Here is a 26,471-nt window from a genome sequence, read left to right as displayed (position 1 = left end):
CGGGGTGTCAGACACCCCCTAGAGCACCGGCTCCGGTACCGGGTCCTGTGCGCGGGCGCCGTGTTTGGGGGCCTTCGCCGTCACCATCAGGCCCGCCACCAGGCCGGCCAGGAGCATGATGCCGACGGCCCACCAGATGGCGATCGTGTAGCCGTGGACGACGCCCTCCTTGAGGATCAGCGCCTTCTGCGCCGGGTTGTGGAGGTGGGCGGTGATGTAGGCCGCGCTGCTGCTGGTGGCGATCGTGTTCAGCAGCGCCGTACCGATCGAACCGCCCACCTGCTGGGCGGTGTTGACGGTCGCCGAGGTCACGCCGGAGTCCTGCGGGGCGACGCCCGCGGTGGCGGTGGCGAAGACCGGCATGAAGGTCAGGCCCATGCCCAGGCCCATCAGGAGCAGCGCGGGCAGGATCTCGGTGGTGTACGACGAGTGGACCGTCATCCGCGTGAAGAGGGCCATGCCGCCCGCCGCGAGGATCATGCCCGGGACCATCAGCGTCCGCGGCGGCGCGTGGTTCAGCAGCCGGGCGGAGATCTGGGTGGAGCCGATGATGATGGCGACGGTCAGCGGCAGGAAGGCCAGGCCCGTCTTCACCGGCGAGTAGTCGAGGACGACCTGCAGGTAGTAGGTCATGAACAGGAACAGGCCGAACATGCCGATGGTGGCGAGCCCCATGGTCAGGAAGCAGCCGGCGCGGTTGCGGTCCTTGACGATGTGGAGCGGGAGCAGGGGCATGGGCGCCCGGGTCTGCCACCACACGAAGGTGGCGAGGAGTACGACGCCTGCCGCGAACAGCCCGAGCACGAGCCCGTCCGTCCAGCCACGCGACTGGGCCTCGCTGAAGCCGTAGACGATCGCGACCAGTCCGCCGCAGCCCAGCAGCGCGCCGGGGACGTCGAGGCGGGCGCCCGTGCGGCCGGGGCGGTCGTGGAGCAGGGCGAAGGCGCCGAAGACGGCGACGATCGCGATGGGGATGTTGACGTAGAGGCACCAGCGCCAGTTCAGATACTCCGTCAGCAGACCGCCCACGATGAAGCCGATGGCGGAGCCGCTGCCGGCCAGGGCGCCGTAGATGCCGAACGCCTTGCCGCGTTCCTTGGGGTCGGTGAAGGTCGTCGTCAGCAGGGACAGTGCGGAGGGGGCGAGTACGGCGGCGAAGGCGCCCTGGAGGGCGCGGGCGCCGAAGAGCATGCCCGAGGAGGTGGCGGCGCCGCCGAGTGCGGAGGCGGCGGCGAAGCCGATCAGGCCGACGATGAACGTCCGTTTGCGGCCCACCAGGTCGGCGATGCGCCCGCCGAGCAGGAGCAGTCCGCCGAAGGCCAGCGTGTACGCGGTGATGACCCACTGCCGGTTGCCGTCGGACATGCCGAGGTCGCGTTGGGCGGAGGGGAGGGCGATGTTCACGATCGTCGCGTCGAGCACGACCATCAGCTGTGCGAGCGCGATGATCACCAGACCCCACCAGCGGCGGGGGTCGGCGTCCGCGGGAGCTTCACCTGTCCGGGTGACACTCATCTGGTCAGAAGACCATGGATCAGTACGTATCGCATCCTCGGAGGCTTCGTGCCTGGTCATGGCTCCAGTACCACCTTTCCTGTCGTTGCGCGCGTTTCGAGGGCCCTGTGTGCGGCCGCCGCGTCGGAGAGCGGGAAGCGCTGCACGGCGGGGCGGAGGCGCCCCGCGGCGGCCTCGGCCAGAGCGCGCAGCTCCAGGGTCTGCAGGGGGTCGGGGCCGCCGGCCTTGCGCATCATCACGGGGCCGAGGACCTGTTCGGAGACGCCGTCGACGAGGTGGGGCTCGCCGTCGCGGATGCCCTCGGAGGACCAGCCGAAGACGAGGTGTCTGCCGCCGGGGCCGAGGAGGCCGGTGGCGTGGCGGGCGACCTCGCCGCCGACGCCGTCGAAGACCACCGTGGCGGGCCGGCCGCCCAGGTGGGCGCGGACCTTGTCGGGCCAGGCGGGGTCGGTGTAGTCGGCGGCGAGGTCGGCGCCGTTCGCCTGCGCGCGCGCGACCTTCTCGGGGCCGCCCGCGAGGCCGACGACCACCGCGCCGGCGTTCTTCGCGTACTGCACGAGCAGCGTGCCGAGGCCGCCCGCGGCCGCCGGGATCACGACCACGGAGTCCGGGCCCAGCTCGGCGAACTGCACGATCCCCATGGCCGTACGGCCCGTGCCGATCATGGCGACCGCCTGGGCGGCGTCCAGGTTGGCGGGTATCTCGTGCGCCCGGTCGACGTCGACGACGGCCAGCTCGGCGTAGCCCCCGGGCGCGAACCCGAGATGGGCCACGACGCGCTTGCCGAGCCACAGCGCGGCGACGCCCTCGCCGAGCGACTCGACCACGCCGGCGACCTCGCGGCCCGGGATCGTGGGCAGCCGGGGCGGCTCGGGCAGCGGTCCCCGCAGGCCCTCGCGCAGGGCGGTGTCGAGCAGGTGCACCCCTGCCGCCTCGACGGCGACACGGATCTGGCCGGGGCCGGGCACGGGGTCGGCGACCTCCTCGTGGCGCAGGTTCCCGGCCGGACCGAAGGCGTGCAGACGGATGGCGTGCATGGTGAATCCCCCAACTGTTCGTGAGAGTCCCACTCTTCAACCTCAAGCTTGCTTGAGGTCAAGGGAGTGCCGGCCGAGGGCCAGGGAGACCGCGGTGAGGGCGCTGTTGAAGGAGACCTCCGACAGGACGCCCGGGGCCGCGACCTGGTCGCCGGCGAGGTAGACGCCGTCGCCGCGGTCGATGGCGGGCCGGTCGCGCCAGCTGGTGCCGGGCAGGTCGACGGCGCCGGTGCGGCCGTTCGCGACGGACTCGCGCCGCCAGGTGACGCGCCGGCGCCAGCCCTCGAAGGCGAGGTCGAGGAGCACCTCGGCGCGGGCGACGCCGTCGGCCTTCGACTCGTGCGGGGCGATGGGGATCTGCCCCTGGATCAGCTGCTCGCCGGCCGGTGCGAGGGAACGGTCCTGCGCGGTGAAGCGCTCCAGCCAGCCCGGGGCGTCGAGGTCGGACACGGCGAAGGCGTCTCCGCGCCGGGTCCGCACGGCGAGGTCGATCAGTGCCGTACGGCCGCCGGTCCAGGTCAGGGAGTCGTCGCCGAGCAGCCGCCGGGCCGCGTCGAGAGAGGTGGCGACAATCACCGGGACATCGGCCGGCAGGGTGTCGACGCGTGACAGGGTCTCCATCCGCACGCCGAGATTCCAGGCCCGCGCGGCCATCCGGTCGATGACGCTCGCCCAGCCGCCGCGCGGGTAGTGCGCCTCGGGCGGCAGCTTGGTGGCCCGGCGCAGCCGCTCCTGCACGAAGGCGGCGGACAGGGCGCCCGGGTCGTGGTGGAAGAGGGCGACGGCGGAGTAGTGGGCGGCGGCACGGGCGCCCTCCTCGCCCGCGATCCGGGTGGCCCAGCTCATGAAGTCGGCGTCGGTGGGCGCCTGCTGGAGACCGTGGCGCAGCAGTTTGAGCATCGCGAAGGGCGGGGTGCGGCGCAGCACGCCGTGGTGGCGCAGCCGCAGCCGGGCCGCCTCCAGAGGCGGGATCGGGGCGAGCGTGCCCAGCAGGCCGCGCTGTCTGAGCCAGGACCAGTGCGGGCCGCCGCTGTAGAGGGCGTGCGGTCCGTCGTTGGTCCGGTACGGGCCCTCGGCCGTGCGGGCTCGCCCGCCGAGCGTGTGATGAGCCTCGTACACGGTCACTTTGGCGCCCGCCTCGGCAGCGGTGACGGCCGCGGTCAGTCCGGCGAAACCGCCGCCGATGACGGTGATGCGGTGCATGGGTGGGGGTCTCCCTCGGATGTCGGACCTTGTGTGGGGCGCCTTGTGCGGTCGCCTTTCGTGGATACGACGGTTCTCGGCACCCGGAATGTGACAACGGCCGCGTTCTTCCTGGTCAGCGAGGTTGTCAGTGGCGGGGTGCAGGATGAGGTCATGGCGAGGAGAGCGGCGGGTGGTCCGGGTGCGGCGAGTGGCGGGGGAGGCGCCCGCGGGCCGGCGGTGAAGGGGGCGCGGCGGCCGGAGGTGCGGCTGCCTCCGCTGGAGCCGTTCGGGGGCGCGGAGCTGGAACCCGACGGGGACTACGACGGGCTGGAGTTCCGCGAGGCGGACCTCGCCGGGCAGGACGGCGGGGGCGCCCGTTTCATGGACTGCGCGCTGACGGGGTGCGCGCTGGACGAGACGCGGCTGCGGAAGGCCCGCATCCTCGACTCGGCCCTGACGGGGCTGAGAGGCGTCGGCACGGATCTCGCCGAGGCCACCCTGCGCGACGTCGAGCTGACCGACGCCCGGCTCGGCGGTGTGCAGCTGCACGGCGCCGTCCTGGAGCGCGTCGTCGTCCGCGGCGGCAAGATCGACTATCTGAACCTGCGCACGGCCCGGCTGAAGGACGTCGTCTTCGACAACTGCGTCCTGGTCGAGCCCGACTTCGGCGGTGCCACGCTGGAGCGCGTGGAGTTCGTGGACTGCGTCCTGAAGGAGGCCGACCTCACCGCGGCGGTGCTCAAGGACGTGGACCTGCGGGGTGTCGTGGAGCTGGGGATCGCGCGGGGCGTGGACCGGCTGGCGGGGGCGGTGATCAGTCCGGCCCAGCTGATGGATCTGGCGTTGGTGCTGGCGGGGGAGATGGGGATCCGGGTGGAGGGCTGAGGAGGTTCACCGACGGACCCGGTCGGCTCCTCTGAGCGTCACCGAACCCGCGGGAAGCGGGCCTGCAGCGTCCAGATCGCCGGGTTCTCGCCCAGGTCCTCGTGCATGTCCACCAGGTCGGCGATCAGGTCGTGCAGGAAGTCCCGTGCCTCGCGCCGGAGTTCGGCATGGGAGAAGGTCAGCGGGGGCTCCTCGCCCGGCATCCAGTCGGCCTCCACGTCCACCCACCCGAAGCGCCGCTCGAAGAGCATCCGGTCGGTCGACTCGGTGAAGTCGAGCTCCGCGTGCTGGGGACGTGCGGCGCGCGACCCCGCCGGGTCCCGGTCGAGCCGCTCCACGATGTCGCACAGCGCCCACGCGAAGTCGAGCACCGGCACCCATCCCCAGGCTGTGGACAGTTCCCGGTCCGCCTTGGCGTCGGCGAGATACACGTCGCCGCAGAACAGGTCGTGCCGCAGGGCGTGGACGTCCGCGCGGCGGTAGTCCGTCTGTGGGGGGTCCGGGAAGCGGTTGGAGAGGGCGTAGCCGATGTCGAGCACGTACGAGATGGTGTCATGCGGGCTGGAGCGGTCGAGACGCTGTCGTGCCGGCCCCGCGCGGTCGAGGCGGGCGTGTGGGCCGTCCTAGGATCGCAGCCGTGCCCCGATCCGTACCGGTTGTCCCGGCCGTCCTGCTCGCTCTCGCCCTCACCGCGTGCGACGGCGGTGTGCACGGCACCCCGGGCGGCTCCGGCGTGCACGACCCGTACTTCCCGAGGGCCGGCAACGGCGGGTACGACGTCGGCCACTACGACCTGAGACTCGCCTACGACCCCGCCGGCGGCCACCGCCTCACCGGCACCGCGACGATCACCGCCCGCGCCACGAAGGATCTCACCGCCTTCGACCTGGACCTCAAGGGGCTGCACGTCGACGACGTCAGCGTGGAGGGCCGGCCCGCCCGCTGGAACCGCGCCGGGCAGGAGCTCACCGTCCGCCCGCACGACGACCTCGCCGACCACCAGACCTTCCGTGTCACCGTGCGCTACTCCGGCACCCCGCAGACCCTCACCGACGCCGACGGCTCCCACGAGGGCTGGATGCGCACGGCCGACGGCGCGCTCGCGCTCGGTGAGCCGGTCGGCTCCATGACCTGGTTCCCCGGCAACCACCACCCCTCCGACAAGGCGACGTACGACATCGCGGTCACCGTGCCGAAGGGCCTCCAGGCCGTGTCCAACGGGGAGTTGACCGGCGAGACGGGTGGCAAGGGCGGTACCACCTTCAGATGGCACACCGCCGGGCCGATGGCGAGCTACGTCGCCACGGTCGCCGTGGGCCACTACGACATCAGCCGGTACACCGTCGGCAAGGACAAGCTGCCGGCCTACGTCGCCGTGGACCCGACCCAGGTGAAGGCGAGCCGGAAGGTGCTCGCGAAGATCCCCGAGATCATGGAGTGGGAGGAGCACAACTTCGGGCCGTACCCCTTCTCCTCCACCGGGGCGATCGTCGACCGCCCGCAGGATGCCGAGTACGCCCTGGAGACCCAGACCCGGCCCGTCTTCCCCGGCGCCCCGGACACCGGGACCTTGGTCCACGAGCTCGCCCACCAGTGGTACGGCGACTCCGTGACGCCGAAGACCTGGCGGGACATGTGGCTCAACGAGGGCTTCGCGACCTACGCGGAGTGGCTGTGGGACGAGGACCACGGCGGCCACAGCGCGCAGGAGACCTTCGACGCGCTGTACGCCCACGGCGAGCACGACTACCCGGACCTGTGGGCCTTCCCGCCCGGGAAACCGAGCGGCGCCGGCCACATCTCCGACGACCCGGTCTACGCCCGCGGCGCGATGGTCCTGCACAAGATCCGGCAGACGGTCGGCGACGACACCTTCTACGACATCATCCAGGGCTGGGCCGCCGCCCACCGCCACGGCAACGCCGACACCGCCGAGTTCACGGCGTACGTCGAGAAGACGGCACCGGACAAGGACTTCGGCCCGATCTGGAAGACCTGGCTGTACGGGGAGGGGAAGCCGGACCGTCCGTGGGGGGGCCGCCATGACGGACGGCCCGGCCGTACCGCCCCTGGCGAGGTGAAGCACGTCGTCAGCGCCCGGTACCAGATCTGGTCGGCCTTGTCGCGGCCGATGCCGGTGACCGTCGAGCCGTCGTAGGTCGGGGAGTTGTACGGGACCGGACCCTGTTGACACTGGCACAGCCCTGGGCCTGCCGAAGTCCAGCACCGACTACGAGAACGGCAAGACCGTCTACACCAGCACGGTCGCCGGCTACCCGGCCGGGATGCGCAGTTCCTTGCGCAGCACCGTGCAGGGGCGGCCCAGTCGGAGGTCCGTGCGGCGGGCGATCGGCTGGTAGCCGAGGGCCGTCCAGAAGGCGAGGGCCTTGGGGTTGTTGTCGAGTACGGCGAGGCGGACGGCGTCGCGGCCCGCCGCGCGGGAGCGGTCCTCGACCAGCGAGGCGAGGCGGCGGCCGTGGCCCTGGCCGTGCAGGCTCGCGTCCACCATCAACAGGCCGATCCACGGGTCCGGGTCGGACGGGTCGGGGTGGTGGGCGAGGGTGACGGCGATCCCGACCAGCAGCCCTTCGCTGCGGGCGAGCAGCACCTCGACGTCCGGATTCACGAACTCGTCGGCCAGCGCGGTCGCGACCTGCTCGGGCCGGATGTCGTCCGGGTCGGGGAAGTCCCCGCTCAGGGCGTGGAACTCGCGGTTGGAGGCGTAGAGGGCGGTCAGCTCGGTGAGCAGTTCACCGGGGAGGGCGCCGTCTGCCGGCGCGAGCCGTTCGAGGAACATGGCGGGACCGTATACGCCGGGCCGACGCCCCCGAGCTCATTCACTCCGGATAGCGCGGCAGGTCGGCCGTGGAGATGGTCCAGTCGGCGATGGTGACGTCCTCGCCGTGGACGAAGTCCTTGCGGGTGGCGTACCGGGGACCATAGGGGCACCCCCCTGCATCACCTTCTCAAGGCGCTTCCGGAGGCGTGCTCTGCTGAGTTCCTGGGGGCCGTTAGGCGACAGGAGGGCATGGACGAGACCTTCCTTGGTGATTTCGAACTTGCCGGGGAGGGAGTCCTCCAAGGCCTGAACGAAGCCCCGCATGATCCGGTACCGGTAAGGCGACGTTCATGCCAGGCGGCCCTCCGGAAGATCGGGTCGGCAGCCGCCGCAATGGCTGCCGGGTGTGGGTGCGCGGAAGTCGCGGTCGCAGCCATCGCAGTTGCGGAGGGGGTGGCGGGCTGTCGGAGGCGGTGGGGCCGGGTTGCGAAACGGAGGTGGGGGCGGTCGCTGGGTCGCGAGGCGGTGGGCCAGGAGGGCATCCGGGCGGCAGAGGGGTTCACGTGGAAGGTCTGTGGTGAGGGCGTACGGCGGTGGGTGTCACCTCGCGCTCCAGCCAGGGACCAGGCCGTCCGTGGCACCGGAGCTCGGGTTTCTGAGGCCCGGTGAGAGGGCTACTTCCGCCCATACCGTTTTGCGTGGGGGCAGGCCCGGCGCCACGCCCCATTTGTCCGCGAGGGCATCCACGAGTACGAGGCCGCGGCCCGACTCGGTGTCGGACGCCGGGAGTTGGGGTTGGGGCAGACGGTCACCCCGGGTGTCCGTGACCTCGATGCGGAGGGTGCCGGCGACGACGTAGAGCGTGAGGCGGAAGTCGCGTCCCGGTACGCGGCCGTGCGTCGCCGCGTTCGCCGCCAGCTCCGCCACGATGTGCTCCGCCGGGTCCAACGGCAGCCCCCAGGCGCGCAGTTGTTCCGTCGCCAGTAGTCGTGCCAGGCGGGCTCCGCGTGGTGTGGGGGAGAGCTGGACCGTGAAGTTCCGGATGACGGCGGTTTCTTGATTCACATCACTCAGCGTGGCGGCGCCTGCCTAGTGTGAACAGTGACGACTCCGGTACGTACGGTGATTGTCCGGAGCTTGTCCGCTGCTGTCCGGGCCGTCGGCAACGGCCGTACGGGTAGGGGCGTCGCGGGTACGGACGTACGGCGGAGGGGTGCGGGATGAGCGTGGACGGCGAGGCTGTCGAGCCGGGTTGGGAGGTCGACCCGGACGACGAGTGGGGCGTGGCGGTGATCGCGACGGTCGGACGCCAGCTGAAGCTGCGGCGCGAGGCGGTGGGGATGCGGGCCACCGAGTTCGGGGAGGCCGTCGGGTACGGCGAGGACCTTGTCTACAAGGTCGAGGGCGGAAAGCGGATCCCCCGGCTCGAGTATCTGGACAGGGCGGACGAGGTGCTGGGCGCGGGCGGGCTCATCGCGGCCATGAAGGAGGACGTGAGGAAGGTCCGGTATCCCAAGAGGGTTCGGGAGTTGGCCAAGTTGGAGGCGCAGGCGGTCGAGATCGGTGTCTACGAGTGCAGCAGCATCAACGGCTTGTTGCAGACGCCGGATCATGCCAGAGCCGTGATCTCCGCGGCCCAGCCGCCGTACTCGCCGGACGACGTGGAACGCATGGTTACTGCTCGTCTCGCTCGGCGGTCTGTCTTCGAACGCGACCCGGCCCCTTCCATCCATTTCGTGCTGGAAGAGGCTGCTGTGCGCCGTCCCCTCGGAGGCACAATGGTGTGGCGAGGGCAGCTCGAACATCTCCTGGAGGTGGGGCAGCTGCACAACGTCGTGCTTCAGGTGATGCCGTTGAACTGCAAGGTCCATTCCGGCTTGGACGGAAGCATTGAGGTACTGAAGTTCCCGGACGGTACAGCCGTAGGACGCTCCAACGGCGCGTTCAACGGCCGCCCGACATCGGATCCGAAGCAGCTACGCATCCTTGAACTGCGATATGGCACCATCCGGGCGCAGGCTCTCTCGCCGGGGGAGTCGTTGGCCTTCGTCGAGCAACTGCTGGGAGAAACATGATCCGCAAGTCCGCTGCCGGGGACGTCCCCGACCTGGCGTGGTTCAAGAGCAGCTACAGCAGCGGCAACGATGGCAACTCCTGCGTCGAAATAGCCATCGCACCCCGAACCGTCCACGTCCGCGACTCCAAGAACACCCCCGGCCCCCGCCTCGCCTTCGCCCCCGCCGCCTGGGCGGACTTCGTGCCGCACCTCAAAGGCTGAAAAGCCGGAGCCCCCGGCCGCACGGCCGGGGGCTCCGCTCAGTACTGCGTCCGTCAGACGCTGACGCCGAAGTCCTGGGCGATGCCCACCAGGCCCGAGGCGTAGCCCTGGCCTACCGCGCGGAACTTCCACTCCGCGCCGTTGCGGTACAGCTCGCCGAAGACCATGGCCGTCTCCGTCGCCGCGTCCTCGGAGAGGTCGTAGCGCGCGATCTCGGCGCCGCCGGCCTGGTTGACGATGCGGATGTACGCGTTGCGGACCTGGCCGAAGTTCTGCGAGCGGTTCTCCGCGTCGTAGATCGAGACCGGGAAGACGATCTTGTCGATGTCGGCCGGGAGGCCGGCCAGGTTGACGTTGATCGCCTCGTCGTCGCCCTCGCCCTCGCCGGTGCGGTTGTCGCCGGTGTGGACGATGGTGCTGTCCGGGGTCTGCTTGTTGTTGAAGAACACGAAGTGGCCGTCCGAGTAGACCTTGCCCTGCGTGTTGACCGCGATGGCCGAGGCGTCGAGGTCGAAGTCCGTGCCGGTGGTGGTGCGGACGTCCCAGCCGAGCCCCACGGTGACGGCGGTCAGGCCCGGAGCCTCCTTGGTGAGCGAGACGTTGCCACCCTTGGACAGGCTTACAGCCATGGTTGGGAGTCCTTTCCCTCGTGTGTGTACGGCAGTGCGTGCCGTACGGGCAGTACGGCACGAAGCTACAGCTACCTGTATGAACGCCAGCAGGGGTACGGAAGGTTCCGGGTCTCTTTACTTTCTTTACCGAACTTGCGGTGAACGATAATCGCGTGACGTGTGCGGGTCAGGCGCGAGACGATGGGGGCATGTCCGGTCCCTATGTCATCCGCGGCTCCGTCTCGCTCCCCGAGGCCGAGCTCATGTGGCGTTTCTCGCGGTCGTCGGGGCCCGGCGGTCAGCACGTCAACACCAGTGACTCGCAGGTGGAGCTGCGCTTCGACCTGGCGAGCACGGAGGCGCTTCCCGAGACGTGGAAGCGGCGGGCGCTGGAGCGGCTGTCCGGCCGGCTCGTCGACGGCGTCGTCTCCGTCCGCGCCTCCGAGCACCGTTCGCAGTGGCGCAATCGCGAGACCGCCGCGGTCCGTCTCGCGGCGCTGCTCGCCGAGGCCACGGCACCGCCGCCCAAGCCGCGCCGGGCGACCCGGATCCCGCGCGGGATCAACGAGCGGCGACTGCGGCAGAAGAAGCAGCGTTCCGACACGAAGCGGGGGCGGTCCGGCCGGGACTGGCACTGAGCGACCGGCCACGCGGGCGGGAACAGCCGTCCGCCGCGGATTCGTAGAACGTTTTTCGCGGTCGTAGTACGTCCTTTGTCACATCCGCGTCGTCCCGTTCGTCAAGTCATCGGCAGGGGAAGCGGCGGGCGAGGAGCTGTGGCGATGAACGAGGGCGGAATTCCCGGCGGGGACGGCGCGCGTAATACGGCGGAGAACGAATTCCTCGCCCGGCGATTCGAATCCCACCGAAGTCATCTGCGCGCCGTCGCGTACCGCATGCTCGGGTCGGGCGCGGAGGCCGACGACGCGGTTCAGGAGGCCTGGTTCCGGCTGAGCCGTTCCGACACCCGGCAGGTCGAGAACCTCGGGGGCTGGCTGACGACGGCGGTCGGCCGGGTCTGCCTGGACATGCTGCGCTCCCGCAAGTCCCGCGCGGAGGAGCCGCTGGAGACCACCGCGCGCGTGGCGGACGCCTCCGTCGCAGGACCCGAGCAGGACGCGCTGCTCGCGGACTCCGTGGGCGTCGCGCTGCTCGTCGTGCTGGAGACGCTGTCCCCCGCCGAGCGGCTGGCGTTCGTCCTGCACGACCTGTTCGCGGTGCCCTACGAGGAGGTCGGGGACATCGTGGGGCGCAGCCCGGTGGCGGCGCGGCAGCTGGCCAGCCGGGCGCGGCGCCGGGTGCAGGGCGCGGACGTGCCCGACCGGGACCTGGTGCGGCAGCGGGAGGTCGTGAACGCGTTCCTGGCGGCGGCGCGGGAGGGCGACTTCGAGGCGCTGGTCGAACTGCTCGACCCGGACGTCGTCGCGCGCACCGACGTCGGCCTCACCTCGGGTGCGCAGGGCGTGGCCAAGGGCGCGGCGAGCTTCGCGCACTACGCGTACGTGGCGCGTCCCGCGCTGGTGGGCGGCGCCACCGGCCTCGCGATCTTCCTGGAGGACCGGCTCGACCGGACCCTCGCCTTCACCTTCGTACGGGACCGGATCGCCGTGATCGAGATCGTGACGGACCCGGAGCGGGTCGCCGCGCTGGACGTGGAGCTCGTCTAGCCGGGCTTCAGCGATCCAGCTCCAGGACGCCCACCGTCTGGCCTCCGCTCTGTTCCCCGGTGACCCGGAAGCCCAGTCCCAGGTAGAAGCCCTCGGGGCCGTCCGGACCGGGGTGCCAGGTGACGTGGCACTGCTTCCCGCCGCGTCGGCGGATCTCGGCTGCGACGGACTCGACGGCGAACCGGCCGTAGCCGCGGCCCTGTTCACCGGCGGCGATGTTGAGCCGCCACAGACCGGAGCGGTGGACGGTGCCGTCGCCGTGCCAGTCGATGTCGAGGAATGCCATCAGGAAGCCGACCGGGCGGTCGCCGTCGACGATCAGGCGGGGCCAGGCGACACCTGCGGGACGCACGTACGCCTCCGCGAGCGAGTGCGCCACCGGCTCGACCGCGTGTTCCTGGTCGGGACGGAGGCGGATGCCGAGCGCGGCTTCGAGATTGCGGGGCGTGATCTCTTCGAGGCGGGGCCCGATGGTGGTCATGCGCGCACCCTAGGCGGCCTCCACGCGCGCGTGCCACGGAGTTTGCAGGTCGGGCGGGGTCGCCGGTCAGCCCAACTGCCGGTAGCGGCCGCGGAAGTAGGCCAGCGGTCCGCCGTCCGCGCTCGGCACCGATGCCGTCAGCACCCGGCCGATCACCAGGGTGTGGTCGCCGGCCACCACCCGCTGCTCGGTGCGGCACTCCAGGGTGGCCAGGGCGCCGCGCACCAGGGGAGCGCCGGTCGCCTCGCCGCGGGCGTAGGGGATGTCCTCGAAGAGCAGGCGGTCGCTGATGCGGCCCTTCATGGCGAAGCGGCCGGCGATGTGGCGCTGGCTCTCGGAGAGCACCGAGACCCCCCACAGGGGCTGTTCGTCGAGCAGGTCGTCCATGCGGGCGCCCGTGCGCAGGCTGACCATCACCAGGGGTGGGTCCAGGGAGACCGACATGAAGGCCGTCGCCGTCATGCCGACGTCCTCGCCGCCCGGCGCCGACGGGTCGTCGGGGTCCAGCGGCGGCTCCTGTGCGGTCACCAGGACCACGCCCGCGGCCAGCCGGGACATCGCCGCGCGGAAGTCGTCGTTGCTCACCCCCTCAGCATGCCCGGAGGCGGACTGAGCAGTGATCGGGAATGCGGCAAGGGGAGTGTTCAGCACGCCGAAAACGCTAATCTCCGCTCTGCGCGGGCCGCATCGGGCCCCGGTCCGAGAACGGACCTAGGTCCATCGGCCGAGTCCGCGAAGGAGTTGTGACGGCGCGCGTACTCTTGTGCGTCATCCCCACATAGTCACAAAGTTTGCGTTCGGTAAACGCACAGGGAAACCGCAGAAACACCACTCAATTGTTCATCTTTGGCTGTGACTTGAGTCACAAGGGCCACTAATTGTTGACCCTGTGTACCGAGTGGGCAGCGCGCTGTGATTCAGTGGCTGGGAAGCTGCCAGGAACGATACGCCGATGAGAACCCTTGATTCACTGCGAGGTCTCGGGGGGAGGGCGAGCATGGAGACCGAGTCGGAGCCCTACGTCCGTCTTGCGACCCTGCGGCAACTGCACCAGGTCATGGCTGACATGAACACGGCCCGCAGCCTGGCGGACACACTGCAGACGGTCGCGGAAGGCGTGGTCAAAGGCCTCGGCTACGAGCTGGCTTGCGTCAACCTCGTCCGCCCCGACAGCGACCTCGTGGTCGCCGCCTTCGCGGGCAACGCGGCGGCGGAGGCGCTCATCACCGGTCGTGTCGGCTCCCGCGAGTCCTGGGAGCGCCGGCTGGGCATGGGCGAGCACTGGGGCGACCTGGTCTTCATACCGCACACCGAGGGCTGGGTCCTCGACGACGACGACGTCCCGCAGTGGTACACCGACGGGCCCGCGCCCCGCTTCGAGGACGAGTGGCACCCCTCCGACCGGCTGTTCGCCCCCATGTACACGCCCGGCGGTCCGGGCGCCTCCTGCGGCGAGCTGATCGGCGTCCTGTCCGTGGACCGTCCGCGCAACGGCCGCAGGCCGGGCGCGTGGGGCCGGGAAGCGCTCCAGATGTACGCGTTCCAGGCGGCCATCGCGATCAGCAACGCGCGCCTGCGGGCCAACATGCAGCGCGCACTCGTCCGGCTCGAACGTGAGCAGCAGGCGCTGCGCGCCAGCGAGGAAAGCTTCCGGCAGGCGTTCGAGTACGCCCCCTCCGGCATGGCCATCGCCGAGATGGGCGGCGACCAGCACGGCCGGATCCTGCGCACCAACGACGCGCTGTGCCGGCTGCTCGGCCGCCCCGCCTCCGCGATGCGCCGCTACTCCTTCTCCGACCTGGTGCACCCCGAGGACATCGGCACGCTGCTGCGGACCTCCGCCGAGGGGGGCAGGGCGGAGCTCAGGCTCGGGCGCCGCGACGGCACCTACGTCTGGGTGTCGCTGCGCAACAGCGTCGTCGCGGACGCCGCGGACGGCCCCCGCTTTCTCCTCACGCACGTCGAGGAGATCGAGGAGCGCAAGCGCCGCGAGCTCCAGCTCGCCCACCGCGCCTCGCACGACTCGCTCACGGGCCTGCCGAACTCCGCCGAACTGCGTTCGCGGCTGTCCTCGCGCCTGTGTCATCGCCCCACGCACCCCGGCGCGCTGGAGTCCCTGGACGCGGCCTACGGCCACCCGGCCTTCGACGCGAACGGCCACGGCTTCGACTTCCGGCCGGGCGGTGGCGTCGAGGTGTTCGACGGCTTCGACCACCATGTGCACACCGCCGCGCCGGCGAACGACCACGACGACGGCAGCAAGGGGCTCGCGGTCCTCTTCTGCGACCTCGACGGCTTCAAGTCGATCAACGACCGGTTCGGGCACAACGCGGGTGACTCGGTGCTCATCGAGGTCGCCCGTCGGCTGTCGCGCGGTGTGCGTGACGGCGACACGGTGGCGCGGCTCGGCGGTGACGAGTTCGTGGTGCTGGCCGACGGGCTCGGGCGGGCCGACGCGCAGGACCTGGCGGTCCGGCTGCGCAACGAGATCATCCAGCCGATTCGGGTCGACGGCCGGGCCATGCGCGTGGGTGCCAGTTTCGGCATCGGATGGGCCCACTGTGGAATGACTGCGGACGAAGTGTTGAAGTCTGCCGACGAGCGGATGTACGTAGAGAAACGATCTCGTCCCAAACAGCACAGACGCGCGGGTTGATCACCAGGTCAGTGAGTTGATGCGATCCGAGTCACCCGTTTGGGTCACCGGGAGCGGGTAGGCTCGCCATTCTGACCGCATCAATCGCACCCGACCCGCACCTGCTGAGGAGTACCAAGGGATGACGTCCGGCAACAACGGCGCCAGTACGCCCGAGGACGACGACCCGTTCGGCTACCTCTACGCCGACGGGCAGGCCAACGGAGCCCAGCCGCCCTCCGGTGGCTACGGCTACCCGAACTCCGTCAACCGGGTGCGCGCGGTCGGCCAGCGGCAGTACGGCCAGCCGGCGCAGCAGACGGCCGCCTACGGGCAGATCCCGCAGCAGCCGCCCGCCTACGGCTCGCCGAACGCCCACTATGCCGCGCCGGAGACCCTGCCGGGCGGCGGCGCCCCCACGGCGCCGGTGCAGCCCTCTTACACCGGCGGCGGCCGGAGCGGCGGCCCCAACACCAAGGGCCTGCTGATCGGCGCGATCGCGGTGGTCGCCGCGGTCGTGATCGGCATCGGCGTGGCGATGATGGGCGGCGACTCCCAGAAGGACAAGGCGGGCGGCGACAACTCGAGCTCACCGTCGTCGCAGCAGAGCTCGCAGCCGAGCTCGTCGGCGAGCAGCGCCCCGGTCGCGGATCTGCCGAAGATCGACGCGAAGGCCCTGCGATTGGACGGCGGCACCACGACCGCGTCGGACGTCAAGGGCGCCAAGGCGGACGGCGGGGTGTACGTGACCGGGTTCAACGCGGTCGGCGCCTCGGCCACCTGGACCGTCAACGGCATCCCAAAGGCAGGCTCGTACCGTCTGTACGTGCGTTACGCCATCCCCGGGGTGGACGCCAACGCGACGCTTACTGTCAACAGCAAGCCCAACACCCAGCCCCTGGGCATGAAGAACTTCACGCACTCCGCCGAGGGTGACTGGGAGAAGGGCTGGCAGTCCACCTGGGCACCCGTGACGCTGACCAAGGGCACCAATGTGCTGGAGCTCTCCTGCGGTGAGGGGAACCAGTGCAACGCTCTCCTCGATCAACTGTGGGTGAGCTGATTACGGCGGAGAAAAGCGAACAGCGCAACGGCCCGCCGGCGGACCGGCGGACCGTCATGGTGAGGTTCAGGCTGGACGGCACTAACCCCCGTAGACTGCAATCCCCGTAACGGTGCCATGGGTGTTGTCCGAGTAGGTGCCCGGCTTCAGAGTGACCAGCTTGGTGCCGACGCCGCAGCCGGTGCCGGGGGTGATGTGCCAGAACTCTATGCGATAAGAAGTCTGGTTCGAGACGGACCGGGCACCGGTGAAGATGTCGCATCCGGGTGTTTCAGACAGCACAGTCCTAGTTCCAGTCCTGTTTGTTCCCGACCATCCGCAGACCTTCCCATGCGGGCAGGTTTTGGGAGCAGCCGCCGCAGCCGGTGTGGCAAAGACGCCGCCCAGCAATGCGCCGGCCACGGCCACCGTCGTCAGACTCTTCTTGAGCATGGTCATATGAGGTTCCCCTACATCTTTACGTTCGCTATTGGTCGAGTAGCGAATGAGTGACCATCTGATCATCCGGCTGACATGGGAAGGAAGGGAGTTTCTCGGCCAAACACGTCGGGCGAACGTCATGCCGACGCACTCATGACCACCCGAGTGTCGATCCGAGGCAGTAGCTCCTCGTAGGCTGCGGGATCGAACTCCCCGGCCGTCCGTGCCGCCACGGTCGCCGCGGACAGCGCAGCCGCGCGGGACAGGCGGTCCGGCCAAGGGAGTTGTTCCACCAGGCCCGACAGGAGGCCGGCCACCGCGGAGTCGCCGGCTCCGGTGGGGTTGCCGTGGAGGCGGGTGGGCGGAGTGGCGCGCCAGCGGCCCTCGGGGGTCACCGCCAGCAGGCCTTGCGTGCCCAGGGACGCGACCACCGCGCGGGCGCCCCGGCGGCGGGCGTCCTGGGTGGCGCGCAAGGGCTCGTGGGAGCCGGTGAGTTCGGCCAGTTCGTCGGCGTTCGGCTTCACGATGTCCGGACGGGCGGCGACCCCGCGGCGCAGCGGCTCGCCGCTGGTGTCCAGGAGCACGGGGACGGCGGCCGCCTTGGCGGCCCGCACCAGGGCCGCGTACGCCCCCACCGGCACCCCCGGCGGCAGGCTGCCGCACAGTGCCACCGCGGTCGCCGTCGCCAGCAGGCCCTCGTAGGCATCCTGGAAGGCGGCCCACTCGGCGGGCGTGATGGTCGGGCCGGGCTCGTTGAGTTGCGTGGTGTCGCCGGTGCGGTCGTCCACCAGCGCGATCGTGCGCCGGGTCGGGCCCCCGACCGGGACGAGCGCGTCCACCAGGCCGGGGACGGCGGCCAGGCCGTCCTGGACCGTGCGGCCCGTCGCGCCGCCCGTGAAGCCCGTGACCGTCACCTCGTGGCCGAGCGCCGCGAGCACCCGCGCCACGTTCAGGCCCTTGCCGCCGGGCCGTTCGATCACCTCGGTGACCCGGTGGCTGGCGTGCGGCTTGAGCGCCGGCACGCGGTACGTGATGTCGAGAGCGGTGTTCAACGTGACCGTGAGGATCACCCGTGCCGACCTCCCCCCGAAGATGGATCTGTCCGTCCGGAAGGGTGATCATGCCAAACGGACGGCGGCCGTCCCAGTCTCCCAGGACAACCGCCGCCCTCAACAGCGGGACACATCACCCCAGTTGGGGATCGACCACCCATTCACCCCGGCGCATCACGCCCTTGAGGTCGAAGTGCTCGTCGAGGACCACCAGGTCGGCGTCCTTTCCGGGCTCCAGCGAGCCGACGGTGTCGTACATGCCGAGCAGCTTCGCCGGGTTGGCCGAGATCGCCGCGACCACGTCCTGCACCGGCAGCCGGTCCACGGTCACCGCCCGCTTGAACGCCCGGTCCATGGTGAGCGTCGAGCCCGCGATCGAGCCGCCCTCCACCAGCCGGGCCACACCGTCGCTGACCTCGACCTCCAGCGGGCCGAGCAGATAGCGCCCGTCGCCCACACCGGCCGCGTCCATCGCGTCGGTGATGAACGCCACGCGCTGCGCGCCCGCGTGATGGAACGCCAGCTGGAGGGAGGCGGGGTGCAGATGTGTGCCGTCGTTGATCAGCTCGACCGTGACGCGCTCGTCCTCCAGCAGGGCCGTGATCGGGCCGGGCGCCCGGTGGCCGATCTGCGGCATCGCGTTGAACAGGTGCGTCGCGACCGTGGCACCGGCCTCGATCGCCTCCACCGTCTGCTCGTACGTCGCGTCGGTGTGCCCGACCGCCGCGATCACGCCGTGCTCGGCCAGCAGCCGTACCGAGTCGATGCCGCCCGGCAGTTCGGTGGCGAGCGTGACCATCCTGGCCCTGCCGCGCGCCGCGTCGATCAGCTTGCGCACCTCCGCCGGGTCCGGGTCGCGCAGCAGCGCCTCGGAGTGCGCGCCCTTGCGGCACGGCGAGATGAACGGGCCCTCGAAGTGGATCCCGGCGATCTCCCCCTGCTCGGCCAGCTCCGACAGCAGACCGGCCTGCTTGACCAGGAAGTCCATGTCGTCGGTGACGGTCGAGGCGACGAGGGTGGTGGTGCCGTGGGCGCGGTGCGCGTGGACGGCCCTCAGTACGTCGTCCGCCGGTCCGGAGAAGGCGGCTCCGCCGCCTCCGTGGTTGTGGATGTCGACGAAGCCCGGGACGATCCAGTGGCCGCGAGCGTCCACGACGTTTGCGCCGGGGGTTTCCTGTGCGGTGATGTGGGTGCCGTCGATGGTCAGGCGGCTGTCGGAGACGGTGCCCGTGGGCAGTACGAGGTTCGCGCCGATGATCACCTGCGGGTGCGTCGTGGCTGGTCGCGCAGTTCCCCGCGCCCCTGGGGGGGTTGCCATCAGGTCGTTACCTCCGTGCCGTCAGTAGTTGCGAGGAGATCCCAGGCCAGTAGTCCGGCGCCCAGGCAGCCCGCCGTGTCCCCCAGCGCCGCGGGGACGATCGACGGCAGTTTTTGGAAGGTGACCCGCTGCCGGACGGCGTCCCGCAGGGGCGTGAACAAGGTTTCCCCCGCCTCCGCGAGGCCGCCACCGATGATGAGGGTGCGCGGGTCCAGCAGGGTGAGGGCGGTGACCAGGCCGTCGGCCAGGGCGTCGACCGCGTCCTGCCAGACCCGGACGGCGTTCGGGTCACCGGACGCGACGGCCTTCGCGCAGTCCGCGGCGTCCGCTTCGGGGTCGCCGCAGGCCGTCGCCCAGGCCTCGCTGACGGCCGCCGCGGAGGCGTACCGCTCCAGGCAGCCGGTCTGCCCGCACGGACAGGGGCTGCCCCCCGGCCGTACGACGATGTGGCCGATCTCGCCGGCGAAGCCGTGCGCGCCCGCCTCCACCCGGCCCGCGATCCCGATGGCACCCGCGATGCCGGTGCCCAGGGGGATGAACAGGAAGCGGTCGGCGCCCTTGCCCGCCCCGATGCGGCCCTCAGCGAGGCCGCCGGTGCGCACGTCGTGGCCGAGCGCGACCGGGACACCGAGACGTGCGGACAGCCGGTCGCGCAGGGGGACGTCGCGCCAGCCGAGGTTGGCCGAGTAGGAGGCGATGCCCCGGTCGGCGTCGACGATGCCGGGGACGGCGACGCCGGCCGCGGCCGCGGGCTCGCCGAAGCGGCCGGCGCCGTACGCGCTGAGCTCGGCGGCGAAGTCGAGGATGCCCTCGACGACCGCGTCCGGTCCGCGCTCGCGCCCGGTCGCCCGGCGGGCCTGGTGCAGCAGCTGGCCGTCGGCCGCCACCAGTGCGGCCTTCATCCCGGTGCCGCCCACGTCGAGGGCGATGACATGTCTCACGGGGGACAGTGTGGCCCCAGGACCCGCAAGAGGTCTAGTCCACTCACGTGGTGTAGACCTGTCGTGTCCATATATTGAACAGCGACACAGCAGGGTTGGGGTCACAAGCAGTGCAGCGGCGTAGGACAGGAACGATCGCGGCGGTGTCCGCTCTGGGCATGACGGCGGTCCTCGGCGGCTGCGGCCTCACCGGCGGGTCGGGGGACGTCACCCTCAGACTGGTCGCCGCGGACTACGGCGACTCCGCGGCCAACAGCTCCCAGAAGTACTGGGACAACCTTGTCAAGGAGTACGAGAGCAAGCACCCCGACGTGAAGGTCGAGGTCAGCGTCTACTCCTGGAACGACGTCGACCGCAAGGTCAAGGAGCTGGTCGACGCAGGCAAGGAGCCCGACATGGCGCAGATCGGCGCGTACGCCGACTACGCCGACAAGGACCTGCTCTACACGGCCGACGACCTGCTCTCCATCACCGCGCAGGCCGACCTCGCCTCCCAGCTCGCCACCGCGGGCCAGGTCAAGGGCGTGCAGTACGGGATGCCGTTCGCGGCCTCCACCCGGCTGCTCTTCTACAACAAGACCCTCTTCAAGCGCGCCGGCCTCACCCCGCCCAAGACCTGGAAGGAGCTCGCCTCCGACGCCAGGGCGCTCAAGGCGCAGGGCGTGAAGTACCCGTACGCGCTGCCGCTCGGCCCCGAGGAGGCGCAGGCCGAGACGATGCAGTGGCTGCTGAGCGGCGGCGGTGGCTACACCGACGACGTCGGCACCTACGGCCTCGACTCCACGCAGAACGTCGACACCTTCGACTGGCTCAAGAACGACCTGGTCGACAAGGGCCTGACCGGACCCGTCGCGCCGGGCAGGCTCAACCGCGCCGCCGCCTTCGCGGCCTTCGCCGAAGGCGACGTCGGCATGCTCGACGGCCACCCCTCGCTGATGAAGATCGCCGCGAAGAAGGGCGTGAAGTTCGGCATGGTGCCGATGCCCGGCAGCGACGGCGAGAGCAAGAACGCGATGGGTGTCGCGGACGATGATGGCCTTCAAGAAGAACGGCCACGCCCGGCAGGTCGGCGACTTCCTCGACTTCGTCTACAGCACCAAGAACGTGCTCGCCTTCTCCCGCGAGTACGACCTGCTGCCGGTCACCACCTCCGCCTCCGAGGTGATGAGCTCGGACAAGCAGGACGCCGACCTCAAGCCGTTCCTCGACCAGCTTCCGCTGTCCGAGCTGTACCCGGTCGGCAACACCTCCTGGGCGCAGGTCGCCGCGGCCGTGAAGAAGAACATAGGCAAGGCGGTCGCCCCGGGCGGCAGCCCCGAGGCCACCCTCACCCAGCTGCAGTCGACGGCCTCCATGGCGGAGAGCGCGCAGTAGGCGCTGTCAGTGCCGGGGGCTACGGTGCAGGGCATGGATGAGGAGCAGCTGGACGACCGCGAACGGGCCGTCCTCGCCCTGGAGCGCAGAGGCTTCCCGGGGCCGGGCGCGAAGGAGCGGGCCATCCGCGAGGAGCTGGGCCTGGCCCCTGTCCGCTACTACCAGCTGCTGAACGCCCTCCTGGACGACAGGAGGGCACTCGCCCACGATCCGGTGACGGTGAACAGGCTGCGGCGGGTGAGGGAACAAAGACGGGCGGAACGCTGAGGGGGACACCCCCGGCTAAGGTCGCCGTATGGGCACCCATACGGATACGGACTCGACGCACTCCATGGACCCCCTGCCGACGCCCGCCACCAGGGCGGGCCGCGACGGACTCGCAGCGATCCTCGCCGGTCCCGGCAAGACGGTGGTCGGACTCGACTTCGACGGCACCCTCGCCCCGATCGTGGCGGACCCCGAACAGGCTCGCGCGCACCCGGAGGCGGTGCCGGCACTGGCCGCCCTCGCCCCGAAGGTCGCCTCCGTGGCGGTCGTCACCGGCCGCCCGGCCGGCGTCGCCGTCCGGCACGGCGGCTTCGCGGGCGTCCCCGGCCTGGAGCACCTGATCGTCCTGGGCCACTACGGCGCCGAGCGCTGGGACGCCGTCAGCGGCGAGGTCAGCGCCCCGGCACCGCACCCCGGCGTCGCCGCCCTCCGGGCCGAACTGCCCGGGGTCCTGGACCGCGAGGGCGCGTGGCAGGGCACCTGGATCGAGGAGAAGGGCCGCGCCCTCGCGGTCCACACCCGCCGATCCGCCGACCCGCAGGCCGCCTTCGAGGCGCTGCGCGCACCCCTCACCGACCTCGCCACGCGCCACGGCCTGATCGTCGAGCCCGGCCGCCTGGTCCTGGAGCTGCGCCCGCCGGGCATGGACAAGGGCGTGGCCCTGCTGGAGTACGTCCGCGAGACCGGCGCCTCGGCGGTCCTCTACGCCGGCGACGACCTCGGCGACCTGCCCGCCTTCTCGGCCGTCGACCGGCTCCGCGCCGACGGCGTCCCGGGCCTGCTGGTGTGCAGCGGCAGCGACGAGGTCACCGAGCTGCGGGAGCGCGCGGACATCGTGGTGGACGGCCCGGCAGGAGTCGTAGGGCTGCTACGCGGGCTCGCGGCTCAACTCGCCTGACCCGTCAGCGCGTTCAGCTGGTCCAGGAACCACTGCGCGGGCGGCAGCGCGGTCGCCGCTGCCGCCAGCCGCTTCGTCCGCTCGGCCCGCTCCGCGGCGGGCATGGTCAGCGCCTCGTGCAGCGCGTCCGCCGTCTCCACCACGTCGTACGGGTTCACGGTGATCGCGTCCTCGCCCAGCTCGGCGTGGGCGCCCGCCTCCCGCGAGAGAACCAGCGCGCAGCCCTCGTCGGAGACCACCGGCATCTCCTTCGCGACGAGGTTCATGCCGTCCCGGATCGGGTTGACGAGGGCGACGTCGGCCAGCCGGTAGGCGGCCAGCGAGCGCGCGAAGTCGTCCTTGACGTGCAGCACGACAGGGGTCCAACCGGGCGTTCCGTACCGGGAGTTGATCTCCTCGGCCACCCGCTCCACCTCGGCCGTGTAGTCCCGGTACACGGCGAGGTCCTGCCGCGAGGGGTACGCGAACGCCACGTGCACGACCCGCTCGCGCCACTCGGGGCGGGCGTCGAGCAGGTGACGGTACGCCAGCAGCCCGCGCACGATGTTCTTCGACAGCTCGGTGCGGTCGACCCGCACGACCGTCCTGCGGCCCTCCCCGATCTCTGCCCGCAGCGCGGTCATCCGCTCGGCCACGTCGGCCTCGTGCGCGCGCTTGCGCAGGAAGTCCGCGTCCGCGCCGAGCCCGTGCACGCCGACCTCGGTGCCCTCGAGTCCGCCCACCAGCTCCGTGCAGCAGGCGGTGAACGCCTCCGCCCAGCGCCGGGTGAGGAAGCCGAGGCGGTCGGCGCCCAGCATGCCGCGCAGCACCTGCCCGGCGATGTCGTCCGGCAGCAGCCGGAAGTACTCCGCCGGTGCCCACGGCGTGTGCGAGAAGTGCCCGATCCTGAGGTCCGGGCGCAGCTCTCGCAGCATCCCCGGCACCAGGCACAGGTGGTAGTCCTGCACCAGCACGGCCGCGCCCTCGGCGGCCTCCTCGGCGAGCGCCTCGGCGAAGGCCCGGTTGTAGATCTCGTACGACGCCCACTGCCGCCGGAACTCCGCGTCGAAGACCGGCTCCAGCGGGGTCTGGTACAGCAGGTGGTGGACGAACCAGAGCACCGAGTTCGCGATGCCGTTGTAGGCGTCCGCGTGGACGCCGGCCGGGATGTCCAGCATCCGTACGCCGTCCTCGCCGACCCCGCGCCGTACCGCCTCCCGGTCGCCGTCGGACAGTGCGGAGCACACCCAGAGCGCGTCCACGTCGGGACCGATCGCCGACAGGCCGGAGACCAGCCCGCCGCCGCCCCGCTTCGCGGACAGCGAGCCGTCGTCCTGAACCTCGTACGAGACCGGTCCGCGGTTGGACGCGACCAGCACCTGATGAGCAGCGCCGTGCGTGGAAGCCATAAGCCTCAACCTAGCCAGGCCCGTAAACGCTCAAACGTTTGCTTGCCCCTCGTGGGTGGACCGTATACGGCGCGTGACCGGCTGCGTCAGGCGACCCGGCGCTCGGCGTACTCGGCGATCTCCACCATCGGCGGGCGTTCCTCGGTGTCGACGGAGTAGGTCCGTGGCTCGAAGCCGTCCTCGCCGCGCTCGAACTGGGTCAGCGACGGCCGCACCAGATGCCCGCGGGCCAGCCTCAGCTGCGCCGTGCGGTAGATCGCGGCGGCCATCCGGCCCAGTGCCTGCCCGTCCTGGTGCCGGTGCTTGCGCACCCCGACGTCGACCTGGGCGAGCGCGTCGAGGCCCACCAGGTGCAGGGCGTCGACCAGAATGCCCAGCTCCACGCCGTAGCCGACCGGGAAGGGCAGCTGCTCCAGCAGGCTGCGGCGGGCCGCGTACTCGCCGCCGAGCGGCTGCACGAAGCCCGCCAGCTGCGGCCAGTGCATGTTCAGCAGCGGGCGCGCCATCAGCTCGGTGACCCGGCCGCCCTGGCCCGTCGCCCCGGCGAGCGGGCGGTCGTACATGCCCTTGACCAGATCGACCTCCGGGTCGGTGAGCAGCGGGCCCACGATCCCGGAGACGAAGTCGGAGGAGAACTCCTTCAGGTCCGCGTCGACGAAGCAGACGATGTCCCCCGCCGTGACGAGCAGGGAGCGCCACAGGACCTCGCCCTTGCCGGGTACGGCCGGGATGCGCGGCAGGATCTCGTCCCGGTGCACCACCCGCGCGCCGGCCGCCGCGGCCACCTCGGAGGTGCGGTCGGTGGACCCCGAGTCGACGACGACGATCTCGTCGACCAGCGGGACCTGCCGCATGAGGTCGAGACGGATGAGCGCGACGATGTCGCCGACCGTCTCCTCCTCGTTGAGCGCGGGCAGGACGACCGAGACCGACCGGCCCGTGCGCTGCTTGGCGGCCAGTATCGCGTGGAGCGGGCGGTCGGCCACGGACCAGGAGCGGGTGCGCAGCCAGCGCTCGACTTCTTCCAGCACGGTCGGCGGCTCCTCACTGTTGTCTCGCGTTGCGGACGGCTCTCTCAACTGTCCTGGCCGTCGGTTACAGTCTTGAACAACGCCGATGACCATCGCATGTCCGGGGTCACCGCCGTTCACAACCGCATACCGCTCATCCAGAGGGGCAGAGGGAAACGGCCCGTTGAAGCCCCGGCAACCCTCCAGCCGGTACTCGTAGATCAGTGCTGATCGTTCCGCGAGGCTCCCCGGCTAGGGAAGGTGCCAAATCCGTCTCACGGCGAGATGCGTCGTGAGGAAGATGAGGAGAAAGGGCCTCGCCTCCATGGCTGCGCAGACTGCTGCAAGCACCACCGACCCCAAGACCGTCGACCTCGGCCCCGCCGCTGCCCTCAGCTGCCGCGAGTGCGGGCACCGGGTGCCCCTCGGACCGGTCTTCGCGTGCGAGGAGTGTTTCGGCCCGCTAGAGATCGCGTACGACTTCTCGGCCTACGACGCCGAGGAGCTCCGCAAGCGCATCGAGGCGGGCCCCGCGAACATCTGGCGCTACGCGCCCCTGCTGCCCGTCCCGGCGGACGTGGCGGACAAGCCGAACATCAACCCCGGCTGGACCAAGCTCGTCAAGGCCGACAACCTCGCCCGCGAGCTGGGCGTGACCGGCGGCCTGTACGTCAAGGACGACTCAGGCAACCCGACGCACTCCTTCAAGGACCGCGTCGTCGCGCAGGCCCTGGAGGCGGCGCGCGTCTTCGGCTTCACCACCCTGTCCTGCTCCTCCACCGGCAACCTGGCCGGCGCCGTGGGCGCCGCGGCGGCCCGCGCCGGATTCCGCTCCTGCGTCTTCATCCCGCACGACTTGGAGCAGGGCAAGGTCGTCATGGCCGCGGTCTACGGCGGCGAGCTCGTCGGCATCGAGGGCAACTACGACGACGTGAACCGCTTCTGCTCCGAGCTGATCGGCGACCCGGTCGGCGAGGGCTGGGGCTTCGTCAACGTCAACCTGCGGCCGTACTACGCCGAGGGCTCCAAGACCCTGGCGTACGAGATCTGCGAGCAGCTCGGCTGGCGGCTGCCGGACCAGCTGGTGATCCCGATCGCCTCCGGCTCGCAGCTCACGAAGATCGACAAGGGTCTGCAGGAGCTGATCAAGCTCGGGCTCGTCGAGGACAAGCCGTACAAGATCTTCGGCGCCCAGGCCGAGGGCTGCTCGCCGGTCTCGACGGCGTACAAGGCGGGGCACGACGTGGTCCGCCCGCAGAAGCCGAACACCATCGCCAAGTCGCTGGCGATCGGCAACCCCGCCGACGGTCCGTACGTGCTCGACATCGCGCGGCGTACCGGTGGCGCGGTGGAGGACGTGAACGACGAGCAGGTCGTCGACGCGATTCGGCTGCTCGCCCGGACCGAGGGGATCTTCGCGGAGACCGCCGGGGGCGTGACCGTCGGCGTGACGAAGAAGCTGATCGAGAGCGGGGCGCTGGATCCGGCGCTGACCACGGTCGTTCTCAACACCGGGGACGGGCTGAAGACGCTGGATGCGGTGGCCGGTACGGGGCTGACCGCGACCATTCGTCCGAGCCTCGAGTCGTTCCGTGAGGCCGGGCTCGCGTAAAGCGGCTCGTCCCTCGTCTGCGGGCCGGTGGGGGCTGGTCGCGCCCACGCGGCGG

At 71.0% G+C, this 26,471-nt stretch carries 26 protein-coding genes, 1 pseudogene and 1 riboswitch; of the genes and pseudogenes, 12 read left to right on the top strand and 15 right to left on the bottom strand.

The genetic code is table 11. The features are described 5' to 3' along the window. Positions 1-18 precede the first annotated feature (18 nt). From ACGFYN_RS29120 to ACGFYN_RS29110, 3 genes are read right to left on the bottom strand one after another with little or no spacing between them, the layout of a single operon-like run. Positions 19-1,515, bottom strand: coding sequence for an MFS transporter (locus ACGFYN_RS29120; RefSeq protein ID WP_393868857.1), 1,497 nt, complete (start codon positions 1,513-1,515; stop codon positions 19-21). A gap of 56 nt (positions 1,516-1,571) precedes the next feature. Then, positions 1,572-2,552 carry a zinc-binding dehydrogenase gene (locus ACGFYN_RS29115; protein WP_393868856.1) on the bottom strand — a complete coding sequence of 327 codons (981 nt, stop codon included), beginning with the start codon at positions 2,550-2,552 and terminating at the stop codon, positions 1,572-1,574. 42 nt (positions 2,553-2,594) lie between these two features. Further along, complete coding sequence (locus ACGFYN_RS29110; RefSeq protein ID WP_393868855.1) at positions 2,595-3,755, bottom strand: NAD(P)-binding protein; 1,161 nt, start codon at positions 3,753-3,755, stop codon at positions 2,595-2,597. A 153-nt stretch (positions 3,756-3,908) separates the two neighbouring features. On the opposite strand from ACGFYN_RS29110, the gene ACGFYN_RS29105 reads away from it, so the two are divergent. After that, on the top strand, positions 3,909-4,622 hold the full coding sequence (locus ACGFYN_RS29105; protein WP_393868854.1) for a pentapeptide repeat-containing protein: 714 nt from the start codon (positions 3,909-3,911) through the stop codon (positions 4,620-4,622). A gap of 38 nt (positions 4,623-4,660) precedes the next feature. On the opposite strand, the gene ACGFYN_RS29100 is transcribed toward ACGFYN_RS29105, so the two are convergent. Beyond that, positions 4,661-5,161: a hypothetical protein gene (locus tag ACGFYN_RS29100; protein WP_393868853.1), complete on the bottom strand. Its 501-nt coding sequence runs from the start codon at positions 5,159-5,161 to the stop codon at positions 4,661-4,663. 98 nt (positions 5,162-5,259) lie between these two features. On the opposite strand from ACGFYN_RS29100, the gene ACGFYN_RS29095 reads away from it, so the two are divergent. Then, a complete protein-coding gene (locus tag ACGFYN_RS29095; protein WP_393868852.1) occupies positions 5,260-6,780 on the top strand; it encodes a M1 family metallopeptidase in 1,521 nt (506 codons plus the stop codon). Between the two features lie 114 nt (positions 6,781-6,894). On the opposite strand, the gene ACGFYN_RS29090 is transcribed toward ACGFYN_RS29095, so the two are convergent. Then, the gene (locus ACGFYN_RS29090) at positions 6,895-7,419 is read right to left on the bottom strand and encodes a GNAT family N-acetyltransferase (protein ID WP_393868851.1); all 525 of its coding nucleotides are present in this window, start codon (positions 7,417-7,419) and stop codon (positions 6,895-6,897) included. A 582-nt stretch (positions 7,420-8,001) separates the two neighbouring features. Then, on the bottom strand, positions 8,002-8,466 hold the full coding sequence (locus tag ACGFYN_RS29085) for an ATP-binding protein (protein ID WP_393868850.1): 465 nt from the start codon (positions 8,464-8,466) through the stop codon (positions 8,002-8,004). A gap of 155 nt (positions 8,467-8,621) precedes the next feature. Between ACGFYN_RS29085 and ACGFYN_RS29080 the strand changes: the two genes are divergently transcribed. Continuing rightward, on the top strand, positions 8,622-9,476 hold the full coding sequence (locus ACGFYN_RS29080; protein ID WP_393868849.1) for a helix-turn-helix domain-containing protein: 855 nt from the start codon (positions 8,622-8,624) through the stop codon (positions 9,474-9,476). Continuing rightward, positions 9,473-9,679, top strand: coding sequence for a DUF397 domain-containing protein (locus ACGFYN_RS29075; RefSeq protein WP_393868848.1), 207 nt, complete (start codon positions 9,473-9,475; stop codon positions 9,677-9,679). Before ACGFYN_RS29080 ends, ACGFYN_RS29075 begins: the two co-directional genes overlap by 4 nt. Positions 9,680-9,732: 53 nt before the next feature. Here ACGFYN_RS29075 and ACGFYN_RS29070 read toward each other — a convergent pair whose 3' ends face one another. Next, positions 9,733-10,308, bottom strand: a complete 576-nt coding sequence (locus ACGFYN_RS29070; protein ID WP_393868847.1) for a TerD family protein — start codon at positions 10,306-10,308, stop codon at positions 9,733-9,735. A gap of 191 nt (positions 10,309-10,499) precedes the next feature. Between ACGFYN_RS29070 and arfB the strand changes: the two genes are divergently transcribed. Both arfB and ACGFYN_RS29060 read left to right on the top strand, forming a co-directional pair. Further along, positions 10,500-10,928 (top strand): alternative ribosome rescue aminoacyl-tRNA hydrolase ArfB, encoded by a 429-nt coding sequence (arfB, locus tag ACGFYN_RS29065; protein WP_393868846.1) that lies wholly within the window; start codon positions 10,500-10,502, stop codon positions 10,926-10,928. Positions 10,929-11,072: 144 nt separating this feature from the next. Beyond that, on the top strand, positions 11,073-11,957 hold the full coding sequence (locus ACGFYN_RS29060) for a sigma-70 family RNA polymerase sigma factor (protein WP_393868845.1): 885 nt from the start codon (positions 11,073-11,075) through the stop codon (positions 11,955-11,957). Positions 11,958-11,964: 7 nt separating this feature from the next. Here ACGFYN_RS29060 and ACGFYN_RS29055 read toward each other — a convergent pair whose 3' ends face one another. Together ACGFYN_RS29055 and ACGFYN_RS29050 are read right to left on the bottom strand one after the other, a co-directional pair. Beyond that, positions 11,965-12,438: a GNAT family N-acetyltransferase gene (locus tag ACGFYN_RS29055; protein WP_393868844.1), complete on the bottom strand. Its 474-nt coding sequence runs from the start codon at positions 12,436-12,438 to the stop codon at positions 11,965-11,967. Positions 12,439-12,504: 66 nt separating this feature from the next. Beyond that, entirely contained in the window at positions 12,505-13,089 is a 585-nt protein-coding gene (locus tag ACGFYN_RS29050) for a flavin reductase family protein (protein WP_393868843.1), read from the bottom strand. A 346-nt stretch (positions 13,090-13,435) separates the two neighbouring features. Between ACGFYN_RS29050 and cdgB the strand changes: the two genes are divergently transcribed. After that, positions 13,436-15,094: a diguanylate cyclase CdgB gene (gene cdgB, locus ACGFYN_RS29045; RefSeq protein WP_393868842.1), complete on the top strand. Its 1,659-nt coding sequence runs from the start codon at positions 13,436-13,438 to the stop codon at positions 15,092-15,094. 121 nt (positions 15,095-15,215) lie between these two features. Next, positions 15,216-16,136: a carbohydrate-binding protein gene (locus ACGFYN_RS29040; protein WP_393868841.1), complete on the top strand. Its 921-nt coding sequence runs from the start codon at positions 15,216-15,218 to the stop codon at positions 16,134-16,136. A gap of 81 nt (positions 16,137-16,217) precedes the next feature. Here ACGFYN_RS29040 and ACGFYN_RS29035 read toward each other — a convergent pair whose 3' ends face one another. The 4 genes from ACGFYN_RS29035 to ACGFYN_RS29020 form a co-directional block, all read right to left on the bottom strand. Next, complete coding sequence (locus ACGFYN_RS29035; protein ID WP_393868840.1) at positions 16,218-16,574, bottom strand: peptidase inhibitor family I36 protein; 357 nt, start codon at positions 16,572-16,574, stop codon at positions 16,218-16,220. Between the two features lie 119 nt (positions 16,575-16,693). Next, entirely contained in the window at positions 16,694-17,626 is a 933-nt protein-coding gene (locus ACGFYN_RS29030) for a 1-phosphofructokinase family hexose kinase (protein WP_393868839.1), read from the bottom strand. Positions 17,627-17,741: 115 nt separating this feature from the next. Further along, positions 17,742-18,926 (bottom strand): N-acetylglucosamine-6-phosphate deacetylase, encoded by a 1,185-nt coding sequence (nagA, locus tag ACGFYN_RS29025; protein ID WP_393868838.1) that lies wholly within the window; start codon positions 18,924-18,926, stop codon positions 17,742-17,744. Further along, on the bottom strand, positions 18,926-19,867 hold the full coding sequence (locus ACGFYN_RS29020; RefSeq protein WP_393868837.1) for an ROK family protein: 942 nt from the start codon (positions 19,865-19,867) through the stop codon (positions 18,926-18,928). The genes nagA and ACGFYN_RS29020 overlap by 1 nt, the downstream gene beginning before the upstream one ends. Before the next feature lie 158 nt (positions 19,868-20,025). Between ACGFYN_RS29020 and ACGFYN_RS29015 the strand changes: the two are divergent. The 3 genes and pseudogenes from ACGFYN_RS29015 to otsB all read left to right on the top strand — a co-directional run bounded on the left by ACGFYN_RS29015 (position 20,026) and on the right by otsB (position 22,406). Further along, positions 20,026-21,241: pseudogene (locus tag ACGFYN_RS29015) on the top strand (ABC transporter substrate-binding protein). A gap of 33 nt (positions 21,242-21,274) precedes the next feature. Beyond that, on the top strand, positions 21,275-21,508 hold the full coding sequence (locus tag ACGFYN_RS29010; RefSeq protein WP_393868836.1) for a DUF3263 domain-containing protein: 234 nt from the start codon (positions 21,275-21,277) through the stop codon (positions 21,506-21,508). A gap of 28 nt (positions 21,509-21,536) precedes the next feature. After that, on the top strand, positions 21,537-22,406 hold the full coding sequence (gene otsB / locus ACGFYN_RS29005; protein ID WP_393868835.1) for a trehalose-phosphatase: 870 nt from the start codon (positions 21,537-21,539) through the stop codon (positions 22,404-22,406). Here the strand turns inward: otsB and ACGFYN_RS29000 are convergent. Beyond that, positions 22,394-23,794, bottom strand: coding sequence for a trehalose-6-phosphate synthase (locus tag ACGFYN_RS29000; protein ID WP_393868834.1), 1,401 nt, complete (start codon positions 23,792-23,794; stop codon positions 22,394-22,396). The two genes, otsB and ACGFYN_RS29000, sit on opposite strands and share 13 nt — an antisense overlap. A gap of 86 nt (positions 23,795-23,880) precedes the next feature. Further along, positions 23,881-24,825: a glucosyl-3-phosphoglycerate synthase gene (locus ACGFYN_RS28995; protein WP_393868833.1), complete on the bottom strand. Its 945-nt coding sequence runs from the start codon at positions 24,823-24,825 to the stop codon at positions 23,881-23,883. Between the two features lie 130 nt (positions 24,826-24,955). After that, positions 24,956-25,112: riboswitch (SAM riboswitch) on the top strand. A gap of 17 nt (positions 25,113-25,129) precedes the next feature. On the opposite strand from ACGFYN_RS28995, the gene thrC reads away from it, so the two are divergent. Next, positions 25,130-26,416, top strand: coding sequence for a threonine synthase (gene thrC / locus ACGFYN_RS28990; protein ID WP_393868832.1), 1,287 nt, complete (start codon positions 25,130-25,132; stop codon positions 26,414-26,416). Positions 26,417-26,471 lie beyond the last annotated feature (55 nt).

Origin of the sequence: Streptomyces sp. NPDC048419 (assembly GCF_043200415.1) — a bacterium.
Taxonomy (GTDB): Bacteria; Actinomycetota; Actinomycetes; order Streptomycetales; family Streptomycetaceae; genus Streptomyces.
This window is presented reverse-complemented; position numbering and strand designations above follow the sequence as displayed.